The organism is Brevundimonas sp. 'scallop', from assembly GCF_011045535.1.
Lineage (GTDB): Bacteria > Pseudomonadota > Alphaproteobacteria > Caulobacterales > Caulobacteraceae > Brevundimonas > Brevundimonas vesicularis.
Genome location: NZ_CP039382.1, coordinates 1,335,566 through 1,350,103 on the forward strand (window position 1 = coordinate 1,335,566; position 14,538 = coordinate 1,350,103).

14 protein-coding genes are annotated in these 14,538 nt (G+C 65.6%); 6 read left to right on the forward strand and 8 right to left on the reverse strand.

Going from position 1 to position 14,538, the window contains the following annotated elements:
- Positions 1-103 precede the first annotated feature (103 nt).
- Positions 104-1,348, forward strand: a complete 1,245-nt coding sequence (locus tag E4341_RS06615; RefSeq protein WP_165116074.1) for a class I SAM-dependent RNA methyltransferase — start codon at positions 104-106, stop codon at positions 1,346-1,348.
- Positions 1,345-1,746 carry a hypothetical protein gene (locus E4341_RS06620; RefSeq protein ID WP_055754783.1) on the forward strand — a complete coding sequence of 134 codons (402 nt, stop codon included), beginning with the start codon at positions 1,345-1,347 and terminating at the stop codon, positions 1,744-1,746. Before E4341_RS06615 ends, E4341_RS06620 begins: the two co-directional genes overlap by 4 nt.
- On the opposite strand, the gene E4341_RS06625 is transcribed toward E4341_RS06620, so the two are convergent.
- Together E4341_RS06625 and E4341_RS06630 are read right to left on the reverse strand one after the other, a co-directional pair.
- Complete coding sequence (locus tag E4341_RS06625) at positions 1,743-2,807, reverse strand: PA0069 family radical SAM protein (protein ID WP_165116076.1); 1,065 nt, start codon at positions 2,805-2,807, stop codon at positions 1,743-1,745. The two genes, E4341_RS06620 and E4341_RS06625, sit on opposite strands and share 4 nt — an antisense overlap.
- Before the next feature lie 61 nt (positions 2,808-2,868).
- A complete protein-coding gene (locus E4341_RS06630) occupies positions 2,869-4,359 on the reverse strand; it encodes a serine hydrolase (RefSeq protein ID WP_165116078.1) in 1,491 nt (496 codons plus the stop codon).
- 275 nt (positions 4,360-4,634) lie between these two features.
- On the opposite strand from E4341_RS06630, the gene E4341_RS06635 reads away from it, so the two are divergent.
- Complete coding sequence (locus E4341_RS06635) at positions 4,635-5,126, forward strand: phasin family protein (protein ID WP_082465129.1); 492 nt, start codon at positions 4,635-4,637, stop codon at positions 5,124-5,126.
- A gap of 61 nt (positions 5,127-5,187) precedes the next feature.
- Here the strand turns inward: E4341_RS06635 and E4341_RS06640 are convergent, their stop codons facing one another.
- Positions 5,188-5,661, reverse strand: a complete 474-nt coding sequence (locus E4341_RS06640; RefSeq protein ID WP_165116080.1) for a nuclear transport factor 2 family protein — start codon at positions 5,659-5,661, stop codon at positions 5,188-5,190.
- Positions 5,662-5,832: 171 nt separating this feature from the next.
- On the opposite strand from E4341_RS06640, the gene clpS reads away from it, so the two are divergent.
- Both clpS and clpA read left to right on the forward strand, forming a co-directional pair.
- Positions 5,833-6,162: an ATP-dependent Clp protease adapter ClpS gene (gene clpS / locus E4341_RS06645; RefSeq protein ID WP_017504641.1), complete on the forward strand. Its 330-nt coding sequence runs from the start codon at positions 5,833-5,835 to the stop codon at positions 6,160-6,162.
- A 13-nt stretch (positions 6,163-6,175) separates the two neighbouring features.
- Positions 6,176-8,476: an ATP-dependent Clp protease ATP-binding subunit ClpA gene (clpA, locus tag E4341_RS06650; RefSeq protein ID WP_026108343.1), complete on the forward strand. Its 2,301-nt coding sequence runs from the start codon at positions 6,176-6,178 to the stop codon at positions 8,474-8,476.
- A 52-nt stretch (positions 8,477-8,528) separates the two neighbouring features.
- Here clpA and E4341_RS06655 read toward each other — a convergent pair whose 3' ends face one another.
- Together E4341_RS06655 and E4341_RS06660 are read right to left on the reverse strand one after the other, a co-directional pair.
- Complete coding sequence (locus E4341_RS06655; RefSeq protein WP_370458470.1) at positions 8,529-9,614, reverse strand: GNAT family N-acetyltransferase; 1,086 nt, start codon at positions 9,612-9,614, stop codon at positions 8,529-8,531.
- Positions 9,615-9,670: 56 nt separating this feature from the next.
- The gene (locus E4341_RS06660) at positions 9,671-10,129 is read right to left on the reverse strand and encodes a RidA family protein (protein ID WP_165116082.1); all 459 of its coding nucleotides are present in this window, start codon (positions 10,127-10,129) and stop codon (positions 9,671-9,673) included.
- Positions 10,130-10,234: 105 nt separating this feature from the next.
- On the opposite strand from E4341_RS06660, the gene E4341_RS06665 reads away from it, so the two are divergent.
- Positions 10,235-11,131, forward strand: coding sequence for a hypothetical protein (locus tag E4341_RS06665; protein ID WP_165116084.1), 897 nt, complete (start codon positions 10,235-10,237; stop codon positions 11,129-11,131).
- A gap of 2 nt (positions 11,132-11,133) precedes the next feature.
- On the opposite strand, the gene E4341_RS06670 is transcribed toward E4341_RS06665, so the two are convergent.
- From E4341_RS06670 to E4341_RS06680, 3 genes are read right to left on the reverse strand one after another with little or no spacing between them, the layout of a single operon-like run.
- A complete protein-coding gene (locus E4341_RS06670) occupies positions 11,134-11,874 on the reverse strand; it encodes a polysaccharide deacetylase family protein (RefSeq protein ID WP_165116086.1) in 741 nt (246 codons plus the stop codon).
- A gap of 36 nt (positions 11,875-11,910) precedes the next feature.
- Positions 11,911-13,206 (reverse strand): nicotinate phosphoribosyltransferase, encoded by a 1,296-nt coding sequence (locus E4341_RS06675; protein ID WP_165116088.1) that lies wholly within the window; start codon positions 13,204-13,206, stop codon positions 11,911-11,913.
- A gap of 8 nt (positions 13,207-13,214) precedes the next feature.
- The gene (locus E4341_RS06680) at positions 13,215-14,483 is read right to left on the reverse strand and encodes a DNA polymerase IV (protein WP_165116090.1); all 1,269 of its coding nucleotides are present in this window, start codon (positions 14,481-14,483) and stop codon (positions 13,215-13,217) included.
- Positions 14,484-14,538: the final 55 nt, after the last annotated feature.

Genomic DNA, 14,538 nt, shown 5'->3' on the forward strand with positions numbered 1-14,538 from the left:
AACGGCAATTGATCGGTTCGTTCATCTTCGTTCATGTTCAGCCGGTCCGCCGTTGTAGCCCCGTGGCTTGAGCGAAAGGGGACGCCCGGCTAGAAGCCCGCCGATGGACATCTTCACCATCGACCGCGTCGGCGGCCAGGGCGACGGCGTCGCCCAGACGCCGTCCGGTCCGGTGTTCGCCGGCCTGACCTTGCCCGGCGAAACGGTGCGCGGCGTCGTAGTGGACGGTCGGTTGGAAAAGGTCGAGATCATCACGCCCAGCCCCGACCGGATTGCACCGGTCTCGCCTCAATATGGCGACTGTGGCGGCTGCTCGCTTCAGCATTGGTCGGAACAGCCGTATCTAGACTGGAAGCGAGAACAGGTGCGCCTGGCCCTGGCGCGCGAGCGGATCGAGACCGAGATCGAGGCGACGGTGGCGACCCCGCCGGCCAGTCGTCGCCGCTTGGCCCTTCATGCCCGTTGCACCCAGGATGGACGGGTGGTGCTGGGCTTCAAGGCGCGCCGCTCCTGGCGGCTGGTCGAAGTGAAGGCCTGTCCGGTCGCCGATCCCCGGATCGTGGCGGCCATTCCGGCGCTGACCCAGGTCGCCGCCGCTTTTTTCGAACATCCGAAATCGGCCCCGACCCTGCACGTCACCTGGACCCTGTCGGGGCTGGACGTCGATGTGACCGGGGTCGAAAGGCGCTCGGGCGGCGGCCTGTCGGCTGACGCCCAGATGCAGGCCATTCAGGCCGCACACCGGGCCGATCTGGCGCGCCTCAGTCTGGCAGGCGACACCCTGGTGATGGCGCGCCAGCCGAAGGTGGCGTTCGGTCCTGCGACCGTGTCCCTGCCGGCGGGTGGATTTCTGCAGGCGGTCCCTCAGGCCGAGGCGGCGATGGTTGCGCGCGCGCTGGCGGCGGTGAAGGGCGCCAAGAAGATCGCCGATCTGTTCTGCGGCGCGGGAACCTTCTCCTTTCCGTTGGCCACGGTCGCGCCGGTGATCGCAGCAGACGCATCCAAGCCGGGCATCGATGCGCTGAAGGCCGCCGTCGGTTCGGCCAAAGGGATGAAGGCCATCACGGCCGAGGCCCGCGATCTGTTTCGTCGGCCGATGAATCCCTATGACCTGAAGGGATGCGACGCCATCGTGTTCGACCCGCCGCGGGCCGGCGCGATCGACCAGACGGCCCAGATCGCGGACACCAAGGCCGGCGTCGTCGTGGGCGTGTCGTGCAACCCTCAGACCTTTGCGCGTGATGCGCGGGTGCTGATCGATGCCGGTTTTACGTTGGAGACGGTGACCCCGGTGGATCAATTCCTGTGGTCCTCGCACGTCGAACTGGTGGGGGTTTTCAAACGATGACCTTGGACGACACGAGCGAAGAGGACGGCGGCGGTTTCGACGCCGACGACTGGATGCGGCTAAAGCCGTTCACCGGCGCCGTGGCGACGCTGGACGACGTTCAGGCGAGACGTGCGGTGTTCGCCTTGGGCGAAACCGACGATCCGCGTCCCATCGTCATGGATCTGCCCCAGCCGGTCATCTGGTGGGAAGAGGACGGCGAACAGGCGGCGGTGGCCGTTCAGGCCGAAAGCCATCTCGGCGCCGATGGCGAGGAGATGGAAATCCTGGGTCTGATCCTGTCGGACGGGGAGGGCGCGGTGGCCCTGATGGAGGATGTCGATCTGGTCGATGACACCGATCCGACCTGGCGCGATCTGGTCACGCGCGCCATCGATCCTTCGGCGGCGGACGATTAGCCGAACAACTCCAGCTGAGGCCGGGCGTCTGCGGGCACGCGGAACTGGGTTTCGTCCAGCAGGCGGTGCGGCGTATCGAGGCCGTAGCGTTTGACGGCGGCCTTGAACCGCGTTCCGATCAGTTCGGCGACGGGGCCGGTTCCCTTCATCCGCTGAGACCAGTCGGCGTCATAATCCTTGCCGCCGCGCGTCTGGCGGATCAGGGACATGACGCGGGCGGCGCGATCCGGGCGAGCGTCGGCCAGCCATTCCCGAAACAGATCCTTGATCTCAAGCGGCAGACGCAGGGTGACATACATGGCCCGCGTCGCCCCGGCCTTGGCGGCGGCTTCCAGTATGGCTTCCAGTTCGTGGTCGTTCAGACCGGGAATGACGGGGGCGAACCCGACCCCGACCGGACAACCGGCGTCTGCGAGGCGACTGATGGCCTCCAGCCGCTTGGCGGGGGTGGAGGCGCGCGGCTCCATCGCCCGCGCCAGCCCACGATCCAGGGTGGTGATGGAGACGAAGGCCGAGGCCAGCCCCGCCTTGCCCATCGGGCCCAGAATGTCGGCATCGCGCGCGATCAACACCGACTTGGTGATGATGCTGAACGGATGCCTGAATCTTTGCATGACCTCCAGGATCGAGCGCGTCGACTTCAGATCACGTTCAACCGGCTGATAGGGGTCGGTGTTGCCGCCTATGTGGATGCGCTTGCATCGGTATCGGGGTGCGAGGAACGCCTGTTCCAGCAGACTTGCGGCCTGGGGCTTGAAGAAGATCCGGCTCTCGAAATCCAAGCCCGGGGATAGGCCCATCCAGGCATGGGACGGACGGGCGTAACAGTAGATGCAGCCATGTTCGCAACCTTTGTACGGGTTGATGGAGCGGTCGAAGCCGATGTCCAGACTATCGTTCCGGGCGATGATGGTGCGGGCGTGTTCAGGGGTGAGGGTGGTGCGTAGCGGCGCGGCCTCGGCGTCGTCCTGCGTCCAACCGTCATCGAACGACTGATGCTGCTCAGGCTCGTAGCGGCCGCTGGCATTCGAACGCGCGCCTCTTCCCTTGGCGGTTTCCATGGGAAGGAGGATGCGACATCAGATAGAACAAAGCAAGAACATTTGTTCTAGCGGTTTTGGTTCAGTCGGGGCCGATGACCATGCAGGTCACGCGACGCGCAGCCAGCGCCTCGCAGGCGGACTTTGCGCCGGTTTCGGACAGGCCCACGAAGCGCGAGCGATACCAGTCGCCGGCGGTCTGGACATTGCGTTCGGCGGTGGCGAACTGATCGCGGAAGCGGCGGTTGACCTCGGTCAGCCAATCCGTCGCCACCTTCTCTTCGCGGAAGGCGCCGACCTGCACCGCCCAGCGACCGGCCGGCGTTCTGGGTGCGGCGCGGGCGGGTTCGCGCGTTGCGGACGATGTCGAGCGACGGGGCGTGGTGGATGGCGCGACCACGGCATTGGCCGGCGCGCCGTTCAACGAGGCTGTGACATTGCGAGGCGCACGAGGAGCGGGAGTGGCGGCCGGCGCCGAACCAATGGGCGGCAGGGTTGCGGCGGCCCGCTGGCTGGCTGCGCGCTCCGACGGGGCAGGGGCGACACGGGTCGGCAGGGCGGCCGGCGCCGGCGCGGCCGTATAGGCGACAGCGGTGGATTCCGCGCCGACTCCGTCCTCATCGTCATTGACCGACGCATAGGCGATCGGGGCGTCGGCGATCGCCGATCCGACGCCGAAACCACGTTGCTCGAAGAAGGTCTGCGCCACCTGGATCCGTTCGCCCTGGGCGCGGCGGCGCTCGACCTCGAAGCCGGTGTCCATCAGTTCGGCGACGTGGGCGTTGCGGCTGGCGGTCGAACGGCCGCCCAGGACCACGGTGATCAGGCGTCGTCCGTCGCGCACGGCCGAGGCGGCGAGGTTGTAGCCCGAGGCGTTGGTATAGCCGGTCTTCATCCCGTCATAGCCGCGCCCGGTCGGCAGCAGGCCGTTGGTGTTGCGATAGTTGCGGCCGTTGTAGGCCCAGTCGTGAAGGCCGAAATAGCTGTAATACTGAGGGAAGTCGCGCATGATCGCGCGCGCCAGAATGGCCTGGTCGCGTGCGGAGGTCACCTGACGTGCGTCCGGCAGGCCGTTTGCGGTGTAGTAGCGCGTCTGGGTCATGCCCAACTGCGCGGCCTTCTGCGTCATCATATTGGTGAAGCGGGCTTCCGATCCGCCGATGTGCTCGCCAATGGCCAGGGCCATGTCGTTGGCGGACCGCACGGCGGTGGCGCGCATGGCGTTGTCCAGGGTGATGGTCTGACCGGCGGCCAGGCCCAACTTCGAGGGCGGCTGGGACGCGGCGCGCGGCGAGATCGTCAGCACGTCGTTCACGTTGGCCTTGCCCTGAGACAGCGCCTCGAACGTCAGATACAGCGTCATCATCTTGGTCAGGGACGCTGGATAGCGGCGGCTGTCGGCGTTCCGCGCGAACAGAACCTCGCCCGTGGCGGCGTCGATCACGATGGCGGCGTAGCGGCTGTTCTCCTGGGCCGAGTAGGCGGTCTGGGCCTCGATCGGCCTGACGTTCGCGCCCAGAACCAGCGAAAGCGCGAGGACGGCGAACAGGCCACGGCGGAGAAAAGCGATCATGGGCGGGACAACCCCGCTGTGAGCAGGGTGCGACAGGCCCCCCGGCCGTCACGAACAAACAGCTAGCATAGGAAGCACGGGTTTCGTGGTGGTTAACCGCTCGTCAACGCAAATTTGACCGGCCGATCAAGGTTATCGTCGATCATATTGTGCATTGCACAAAACGCTTGAAAAACCTTCGCACTTGCAGCATATTGTGGGTCTGCGAGATCCTCTCGCGTCATTATTTCCGCCCTCAGGTCCGTCCCCAAGGGCCTTCTACCGGAGAGACGATCATGGCCGACGCCGCTGAAACCGTGAAGAAAACCGCCGACCAAGCCACCGCCGCTGCGACTTCGGCCGCCGCCAAGGTCAAGGCGCAAGCCGAAACCATGCAGGCCGCCGGCACGCAGGCCTTCCGTGAAGGCATCGACAAGTCGACGGCCTCGATGGCCGAGCTGAACGCGCACAGCAAGAAGACGCTGGAAGCCATGGTCGAGTCGGTCACCGTCGCCCAGAAGGGCGCCGAGGCCCTGTCGCAACAGGCGCTGGGCTTCGCCAAGTCCTCGTGGGAAGACGGCGTCGCCGCGTCCAAGGAACTGTCGACCGCCCGTTCGGTGCAGGAGTTCTTCGAGCTCCAGACCGCCTGGGCCAAGAAGTCGATGGAGCGCTATGTCGCCGAGCTGACCAAGACGAACGAGATCGTCACCGCCACGGTCAAGGACAGCATCAAGCCGATCAACGAGCGCGTCACCGCCTCGGTCGAAACCTTCCAGGCCGCGCGCTAATCCCGCGAACCGCCCGAAGAATCGAGAAGGCCCCGGGGTTCGCTCCGGGGCCTTTTTGCTGTCAGGGCAGGGCGGAATGGTCGTAGCTGAAGACACGCGCCAGCTTCCACTCGGTCCCCTCCTGTTTCCACATCTGCGTGAAGCGGGCGCGACCGACGCGCCGTTCGGGGCCATCGCCCTGTCGCTCGTAGAAGACGTGTTCGCCCGTTTCGACGGCGCCGTAGTTGTTGATGGGATAGACGGCCAGACCGTCCCGCAGAGCCTCGCGCCGGGTTCGCCAAGCGTCCGGCGCGCTGCGGTCCTGGCAGCGGGCGGCGTATTGTGCGACAAAGCTGTCGGCGTCGGTGGCCACGCGTCCGCCGCGATCGTCGAAAAACTCGAAGTCATCGGTCAGCATGGCCCGAAGTCCGGCGGGATCGCAGCCTTCGAAGAAGACAGCGAAAAGTGTGGCGTCGGCCGCCATGACGGCGGTTTCCAGCGGCGTGGGCTGGGCGAAGGCGGCGAGCGAAAGGGCGGCGACGAGGGCGGCGGGCATGGCGATCGGGAGCTGTTCAACTGAGGCGCTCAACCTGAGCCGTTGAACTTCTGTGATCACGTGAAATCTTTGTCAGACGCCCTTCACGAAAGCCGTGACTGGACGCCGCTTCAATTCAGGCCATCATTCCCTATCTGAGAGCCAAGACGACTCCCCGACTACGGAACACGAATGCCCATACAAAGGCCCGGTGAGACCGGCGGCGGTCAAGGAACCGCCGTAGTCACCGAAACAAAGCCGAAGCTGCAAAAGCCCTCGCTCTATCGAGTGCTGATTCTGAACGACGATTATTCGCCGATGGAATTCGTCGTCTATGTGCTGGAGCGGTTCTTCCAGAAGAGCCGGGAAGAGGCCACCCGCATCATGCTGCATGTGCATCAGCATGGCGTCGGCGTCTGCGGCGTCTTCACCTACGAAGTCGCCGAGACCAAGGTCGCGCAGGTCATCGAGACTGCGCGCCGCCACCAGCACCCTTTGCAATGCACGATGGAAAAGGACTGAGAGGAGCCTCCCTATGCCTTCATTTTCCCGTCCTCTCGAAGAAACCCTGCACCGCGCGGTGGGATACGCCAATGCGCGCAGGCACGAGTATGCGACGCTCGAGCACCTGCTGCTCGCGCTGATCGACGATCCCGATGCGACCGGCGTCATGCAGGCCTGCAACGTCGATCTGTCGGCGTTGAAAGCGGCGCTGACCCTCTATGTCGACAACGACCTGGCCGCCCTGGCGACCAGCGACGGTGAGGACGCCAAGCCGACCGCCGGTTTCCAGCGCGTGATCCAGCGCGCGGTGATCCACGTCCAGTCGTCCGGCCGCGAGGAAGTGTCCGGCGCCAACGTCCTGGTCGCCATCTTCTCCGAGCGCGAGAGCCACGCCGCCTATTTCCTGCAAGAGCAGGACATGACGCGCTATGACGCGGTCAACTTCATCGCCCACGGCATCGCCAAGAAGGCGGGCGCCAACGAGGCCCGTCCGGCCAAGGGCGCTTCGCCCGAAGAGGCCGAGGATGCTTCCGCCGTCAAACAGGGCGGCGAGGCGCTGGAAGCCTATTGCGTCGACCTCAACGAGAAGTCTCGCCAGGGCAAGGTCGATCCCCTGATCGGTCGGCAGGCCGAGGTGGATCGCTCGATCCAGATCCTGTGCCGTCGGACCAAGAACAACCCGCTTCTGGTGGGCGACCCCGGCGTCGGCAAGACCGCCATCGCCGAAGGTCTGGCCCGCAAGATCGTCAACGGCGAAGTGCCCGACGTCCTGAAGGACGCCACCATCTATTCGCTCGATATGGGCGCGTTGCTGGCCGGCACCCGCTACCGCGGCGACTTCGAGGAGCGGCTGAAACAGGTGGTCAAGGAGTTGGAGAACCACGACAACGCCGTGCTCTTCATCGACGAGATCCACACGGTGATCGGTGCGGGCGCGACCTCGGGCGGGGCGATGGATGCCTCGAACCTGCTGAAACCGGCCCTGGCGTCCGGCACGCTGCGCTGCATGGGATCAACGACCTACAAGGAATATCGCCAGCACTTCGAAAAGGACCGCGCCCTGGTGCGTCGCTTCCAGAAGATCGACGTCAACGAGCCGACGGTCGAGGATACGGTGAAGATCCTGAAGGGCCTGAAGACCTACTACGAGCAGCACCACAAGGTCCGCTATACCGACAGCGCCGTGCGCACGGCGGTGGAGCTGTCGGCGCGCTACATGACCGACCGCAAGCTGCCGGACAAGGCGATCGATGTGATCGACGAGGCCGGGGCGTCGCAGATGCTGCTGACCGAATCCAAGCGGAAGAAGGTCATCGGTCAGAAGGAGGTCGAGGCCGTCATCGCCAAGATGGCTCGCATACCGGCCAAGTCGGTGTCCAAGTCTGACACCGAAAGCCTGCGCGAACTGGAAACCGACCTGAAGCGCGCCGTCTTCGGTCAGGAACAGGCCATCGAACAGGTGTCGGCGGCCATGAAGCTGGCGCGGGCAGGTCTTCGTGATCCGAACAAGCCGATCGGCAGCTTCCTGTTCAGCGGCCCGACCGGCGTCGGCAAGACCGAGGTCGCCAAGCAGCTCGCCGCCACATTGGGCATCGAGATGCAGCGTTTCGACATGTCGGAATATATGGAGCGCCACACGGTCAGCCGTCTGATCGGCGCGCCTCCCGGCTATGTCGGTCACGACCAGGGCGGGCTGTTGACCGACGCGGTCGACCAGCATCCGCACGCCGTCGTGCTGCTGGACGAGATCGAAAAGGCGCACCCGGATGTCTACAACATCCTGCTGCAGGTGATGGACAACGGCATGCTGACCGACGCGGTCGGCAAGAAGGTCGATTTCAGGAACGTCATCCTGATCATGACCACCAACGCCGGGGCCGCCGACAACGCGCGCGCCTCCATCGGCTTCGGCCGGGGCAAGGTCGAGGGCGAGGATGACAAGGCCATCCAGCGCCTGTTCGCGCCGGAGTTCCGCAATCGCCTGGACGCCATCGTGGCCTTCAAGCCGTTGCAGGCGGACACGATCCGCTCGGTGGTGACCAAGTTCATCCTTCAGCTGGAAGCCCAGCTGGCGGACCGCAACATCACCATCGAACTGACCGACGAAGCCGCCGACTGGCTGGCCAAGAACGGCTTCGACGAACTGTATGGCGCGCGTCCGCTGGCGCGGGTCATCCAGGACTCGATCAAGAAGCCGCTGGCCGACGACATCCTGTTCGGCCGCCTGACGCGCGGCGGGCACGTCAGGGTCCAGCTGAAGGACGGCAAGATCGACTTCGACATCACGAGCGCCAGCGCGCCCGCGAAGGCCGAGGAAGAAGAGACGGCCTGATCCTTAAAATGGTGATGGCGAAAGGCCCGGCTGGCAGCAGCCGGGCCTTTTTCTATGCCTGCTTGTAGGGCGACAGTTCTTCGGTCATCGCCCGAATCTCCGCCGCGACGGCCGGGCGTTCGCCGTCCAGATAACGGGCGACGGGATCGCGCAGGGCGGGGTCGGCGATGAAATGGGCGGAATAGACGGGGGAGGGCAGGTAGCCGCGCGCGATCTTGTGGTCGCCTTGGGCCCCGGCTTCGACGCGGGACAGGCCACGCGAAATGGCTAACGAGATGGCCTGATAATAGCAAAGCTCGAAGTGCAGGAACGGCACGTCTTCCAGCGTGCCCCACTGGCGGCCGTAAAGGGCGTCGCGGCCGATGAAGTTCAGAGCGCCGGCGATGGGCGTCTCATCCCGAAACGCCATGAACAGGGCGATCCGGTCGGCCATGGTCGCGCCGATGCGACTGAAGAAGTCGCGCGTCAGATAGGGCCGGCCCCATTTGCGCGAGCCGGTGTCCATGTAGAAGGCGAAGAAGGCGTCCCAGTGGGCCTCGGTGATGTCGGCGCCGGTCAGGACGCGGATATCCAGATCGGCCTGGGCGTCGCGGCGCTCGCGCTTGATGGTTTTGCGGCGGTTGGCCGACAGGGCGGCCAGGAAATCGTCGAAGGTCCGATAGCCGTTGTTGCGCCAGATGAACTGGATGTCCTGGCGCGGCAGCAGGTCCGCCTCGGTCATGGCTGACCAGTCGGCTTCGGTCGGGAAGTTGACGTGCAGGGAGGAGACGCCCAGCCGTTCAACCAAGGTCACAGCCCCCTGGATCAGAGCCTGACGCACCGTCGCGGCGTCGGTCTCGGGGTGGTTCAGGAAACGCGGCCCGGTCGCGGGCGTGAAGGGCACGGCGCCCAGCAGCTTGGGATAATACCGGCCGCCGGCCCGTTCGTAGGCGTCGGCCCAGCTGTGGTCGAAGACATATTCGCCCTGGCTGTTGCCCTTCAGATAGAGGGGCATGACGCCCAACACCGCGTTGTCTTCACCCCTCAAGGCCAAGTGGCGCGGGGCCCAGCCCTGGCGCGGCGCGGCGCTGCCCGAGGCCTCGCAGGCGTGCAAAAAATCATAGGAAACAAAGGGATCGCCGGTGGGCAGCGCGCACACGTCCCAAGCCTCTCGGCCGATGTCGGCGATCCCTTCGTGAACCGAGATCTGAAAGATCAGCGGATCTCCACGATCGCATCGATCTCGACGGCGAAGCCGAGCGGCAGCTTGTACACGCCGACGGCCGAGCGGGCGTGCTTGCCAGCGTCGCCGAAGACCTCGACCATCATGTCCGAGCAGCCGTTGATCACGGCGGGAATGGCGGTGAAGTCAGGGCCGGCCTGAACGAAGCCGCCCAGTTTCACGATGCGGACCACCCGGTCCAGATCGCCATCGCAGGCGGCCTTGATCTGGGCGATCAGGTTCAGACCGCACAGGCGCGCGGCTTCCAGCGCCTGCTCCGGCGTCACGTCCACGCCGACCGTGCCCTTGATCCCGCCATTGGCGTCGTTCGACAGCTGGCCCGAGATGGTGATCTGATCGCCCGAGCGGACATAGGAGACATAGCTGGCCACCGGCTTGGCGGGTTCCGGCAAGGTGAGGCCGAGTTCGGCGATGCGGGCTTCGATGCTCATGGGGGCTCCTGTTTATCTAGGCGCGGTTTAGCGCGGGGCAAGGCCGGCGTCACCCGTTCGGCGCGCTTTAAAGGTTCGCCAACCGCGCCGTGTCATGGTGCGATCATGGATATGCACCTGACCCCCGACGTCGCCGCCTTCCATGCCGTGCTGGCGCGGTTGTCCGCTGAAGACCGCGCGCGCGTGGACGCTGCCGCAATCCCGGCCGCGCAAAAGGCCGCCGAGGCCGCGCCGCATTGGGACTTCGAAATGCCGGCCAAGGCGGTGGATGCGCTGTTGGGCGCTGATGCATCGGACGATGTGCGTCGGGGTTTGGTTGCTGCCTGGGCGCTGCAACTGCCCGACCGTTCAGCGGCGATGAACCTGCCGGCCGAGGTCATGGCCCTCTATCCCTACTGGATCGAACAGTTGGCGGGTTTTCTGGACAAGGCCGAGGGCGACTACGTTTTTGACCACTGGTCCAAGGACGTGCGCTTCACCCTGGCGCTCAGCGTGCCGGGCGCGAAAAGTCAGGTGATCGACCTGTCGTCGCCGGTCGGGCCGGGCCAGATCGTCAAACACGTTCGCGACGGCTGGGGCCTCAAGCCGCTGTTCCGCTATCTGGCGGCGGGCGCCAAGCGCGAGCCTTGGCTGGAGGTTCATACCGAAAGCCGCTGGCTGAGGGGCTTCAACGAGGATGGCTGGAACGAGGCCTGGGCCACGGCGGCGGAGCTGTGCCGCGCGCGGCCCGAACTGGCCGGCATGATCGGCTCCAGCTGGTTCTATGACCCACCCCTGACCGAGATCAGCCCCCGCCTAGCCCACCTGCGCCTGAACCCGCTGAAGGGCGGCGCCTTCATGGTCCATCAAGGACCCGGCGAGATCCATACCGAACGGGCGGCGACGGCGTCGGCGTCGCGCAAGGCGCTGATCGATAGCGGCGAATACACCGCCCGGTCCTGGCTGATGATCTGGCCCCGCAAGGAGCTGATCGCCTGGGCGGATCGGCGTAACGCCGCCTGATTTCAGGCTGTCGCCATCCGCCACGCCGCCGCGACCGGCTGAATGTCCAAGTCGGCCGCCCTGGCCAGTCGGATCAATCGATCGATGTCCTCTGGACGGCAACCATACGGCGTCGGCGCGTCGCTGACGTCGTGGCCGTAGGCGATCAGCCAGCCTTTGGATGAAGCCGTCGTCGCCACAAGCGCCTCCAGGTCGTAGCCGGGCAGGCGACGGCTCTCCAGGCCGATGGCCTGTAGCAGATTGCGATCCGTACGCCCGGCGTTGATCCCGTCGCGGACGCCGCGCCCGCACAGGAAGCGTTTGTCAATCACCGCTTTTGATCCCAAGGCGCAATCCCCGAACGGATAGGCGAAAGTTTGCATTTCGTATCCGTCCAGCCGTTCGGCCACCCAGGCGGCGTTGCGGGCCAGGCTGGCGTCCAGTTCGGCCGGCGAAAGGGTCAGGGTCGAGACATGCTCATAGGTGTGGCATCCGACTTCGTGCCCGGCCTCGTGGAGGGCTTGCAGATGCTCCACCTCAAACTGGGGCAGGTCCAGATTGCGACCCCCCGACAGTCCGCCGCAGACATAGTAGGTTGCCTTGACCCCGTGCTGAGCCAGGATCGGTCCGGCCTCGGTCCAGGCCGATGCCGGGATGTCGTCGAACGACAGGCTGAGGACGCCGCGCGTGGGCCGCACGTCGGTAGGACGGACATCGAGATAGCGGCCGGCGCGGCGACGCATCTTGTCGATAAAGGCGCTCATGCCCGCCTTGTCGCACGATGGGCTTAAGGCCGAGTTTCAAACCGTGACGGGTTGGGCGGTCAGACCGCGCACGCCGAAGACACGGCGATAGCGTTCGATCTCGGCGGGATCGCCGACCGCTTTCGCGGGATTGTCCGACAGTTTGACAGCGGGACGGCCGCCGGCCTCGACTACCTTGCAGACCAAAGAGATCGGCTCCAGTTCCGGCGCGAAGGCGGGCGAACAGTCACGGAAATCATTGGTCAGATTGGTGCCCCAGCCGAAGCTGAGACGGGCGCGGCCGTGGAAATGGGCGTGGGTCGCCTCGATCCCGTCGATGTCCATCCCGTCCGAGAAGATCAGCAGTTTCTCCTTTGGGTCTCGCCCATGCGCGCGCCACCAGTCGATCAGGCGGTCGCCGGCCAGGATGGGCGGGGCCGAGTCGGGACGGAACCCGGTCCAGTCCGCCACCCAATCGGGCGCCTGCTCCAGAAACGCCTCGGTGCCGAAGGCGTCGGGCAACACGATCAGCAGATTGCCCGCATAGTGCCGACGCCATTCGTCCAACACTGCATAGGGAACCTGGGCCAGCGCTGCGTCGTCGGGCGCCAGGGCGGCTAGAACCATCGGCAGTTCGTGGCCGTTGGTGCCAATGGCTTCCAGGTCATTCTCCATGGCGTGCAGGACGTTGGATGTGCCGATGAAGGATTTGCCCAGCCCCTCCTTCAACGCCTGAATGCACCAGCGTTGCCAAAGGAAGCCGTGCCGCCGCCGCGTGCCGAAGTCGGACAGGGCGAGGTCGGGCAAGAGCCGCAGCCGCTCGACCTTGGACCACAGCCGCGTCTTGGCTCGCGAATACAGGATGTCCAGCTCGAACCGGCCCAGCCGTCGCATTCCGACGCAGCAGCGCAGCTCGTTCAGGATCGCCAGCGCCGGGATTTCCCACAGCGTCACCTCGGCCCAGGCGCCCGAGAAGGTCAGCACGTACTGCCCGTCCTGAACCGACAGATCGTAGTCTGGCAGGCGATAATCAGTCAGCCAGGCGATGAAGTCGGGCGAGAAGATCTGCTTCACGCCATAGAAGCTGTTGCCCGCCAGCCAGACCAGTTCCTTGTTGGTGAAGCGCAAGGTGCGGGCATGATCCAGCTGTTCGCGCAAGGCGTCGATATCAACTTCGTCAGCCAGACGCACAGCCTTGGTGCGGTTGATGACCTGGAAGACGACCGGAACGTCGCGATGCTCGCGCCAGATCATCTGAAGCATCAGCAGCTTGTAGAAATCCGTGTCCAGCAGGCTGCGGACGATCGGGTCCAGGCGAAAGCCGTGGTCATAGGCGCGTTTAGCGAGATCCATGCCCTGTCCTACGGCTTCAGCGCACGGCCCGCCACCACTGCGTCCTTGCCGAACTTCTCGCGCAGCACGTCGATGGCGCGCTCTGTCTTCAAGGCCCGGGTCTCGGTGGTCTGGAACAGGCCGGCGGGTGCGTCCTCGGCGTCCTGCACATCCGCCATGCCGATGCCGATCAGACGATAGGGGCGGCCCAGCTCCGGCTTCAGCAGATCGCGCCCCGCAGCGAACAGGGCGCGCGCCGTCTGGACCGGTTCGGGCAGGGTGATGCGGCGGGTGATGATCTTGAAGTCGGTGCGGCGCAGCTTCAGCACCAGAACGCGGCTGGCGACGCCGTCGCGACGGGCCTTGGACGCCAGCTTCTCGCACAGGGGCCACAGCTCGGCCTCCAGCGCTTCGGCCGACGTCAGGTCTTCGTTGAAGGTGGTTTCGGCGCTCATCCCCTTGCGGTCGCGTTCGGGGTTCACGGAGCGGGCGTCGCGGGCGTGGGACAGGTCGTGGAGGCGCAGGCCGGATTCGCCATAGCGTTTGACCAGATCACGCACGTCCGCCCGGGCCAGATCGCCGATGGTCGTATAGCCGTCGCTACGCAGCGCCTTGCCGAACACAGGGCCGACGCCGGGCAGGGCGGTGACGGGGCGCGGCGCCAACAGGGCCTGGGCGTTGGCGGCGCCGACGACGGAGAAGCCGCGCGGCTTGTCCATCTCCGACGCCATCTTGGCCAGGAAACGGTTGGGCGCCAGGCCGATGGAGACGGTCAGGCCGGTCTCCTCCTCGATCTGTTTCTGGAAACGGATCAACTGAAACGCCGCCGGCCCGCCGTTCAGTCGCTCGGTGCCCGACAGATCAACCCAGGCCTCATCCAGCGACAGCGGCTGGATCAAAGGTGTCAGCTGTCCCAACGCCCCCAGAATGCGCTGCGATTCGAAGACGTATTTGGTGAAGTCCGGCCGGATCACAACGGCTTCGGGACAGGCCTTCAGCGCCTTGAACATGGGCATGGCGGAGCCGACGCCGTACTGGCGCGCGACATAGCAGGCGGTGGAGACCACGCCGCGCTTTCCGCCGCCGACGATCACCGGCTTGTCACGCAACTCTGGCCGGTCGCGCTTCTCCACCGAAGCGTAGAAGGCGTCGCAGTCCATGTGCGCGATCGACAATTGGTCCAGCTCGGCGTCTGCGACAACGCGCCGCGATCCGCACGCCGGACAGCGGTTCTCGCGCGGCCCGGCGGGATCTTCGCCGGTCCACAGGCAGTCGCGACAGATGGCCTTGATGGCCACGCTTAAGGTCTCCGTAAGGTTGGCTTCACCCCAACTTAAGACTGGGCGCCTACGA

What these genes read in the sequence shown, in the direction of transcription:
- E4341_RS06615 (WP_165116074.1), top strand. Translation starts at nt 104, where the DNA reads ATGGACATCTTCACCATCGACCGCGTCGGCGGCCAGGGCGACGGCGTC.
- E4341_RS06620 (WP_055754783.1), top strand. Translation starts at nt 1,345, where the DNA reads ATGACCTTGGACGACACGAGCGAAGAGGACGGCGGCGGTTTCGACGCC.
- E4341_RS06625 (WP_165116076.1), bottom strand. Translation starts at nt 2,807, where the DNA reads ATGGAAACCGCCAAGGGAAGAGGCGCGCGTTCGAATGCCAGCGGCCGC.
- E4341_RS06630 (WP_165116078.1), bottom strand. Translation starts at nt 4,359, where the DNA reads ATGATCGCTTTTCTCCGCCGTGGCCTGTTCGCCGTCCTCGCGCTTTCG.
- E4341_RS06635 (WP_082465129.1), top strand. Translation starts at nt 4,635, where the DNA reads ATGGCCGACGCCGCTGAAACCGTGAAGAAAACCGCCGACCAAGCCACC.
- E4341_RS06640 (WP_165116080.1), bottom strand. Translation starts at nt 5,661, where the DNA reads ATGCCCGCCGCCCTCGTCGCCGCCCTTTCGCTCGCCGCCTTCGCCCAG.
- clpS (WP_017504641.1), top strand. Translation starts at nt 5,833, where the DNA reads ATGCCCATACAAAGGCCCGGTGAGACCGGCGGCGGTCAAGGAACCGCC.
- clpA (WP_026108343.1), top strand. Translation starts at nt 6,176, where the DNA reads ATGCCTTCATTTTCCCGTCCTCTCGAAGAAACCCTGCACCGCGCGGTG.
- E4341_RS06660 (WP_165116082.1), bottom strand. Translation starts at nt 10,129, where the DNA reads ATGAGCATCGAAGCCCGCATCGCCGAACTCGGCCTCACCTTGCCGGAA.
- E4341_RS06665 (WP_165116084.1), top strand. Translation starts at nt 10,235, where the DNA reads ATGGATATGCACCTGACCCCCGACGTCGCCGCCTTCCATGCCGTGCTG.
- E4341_RS06670 (WP_165116086.1), bottom strand. Translation starts at nt 11,874, where the DNA reads ATGAGCGCCTTTATCGACAAGATGCGTCGCCGCGCCGGCCGCTATCTC.
- E4341_RS06675 (WP_165116088.1), bottom strand. Translation starts at nt 13,206, where the DNA reads ATGGATCTCGCTAAACGCGCCTATGACCACGGCTTTCGCCTGGACCCG.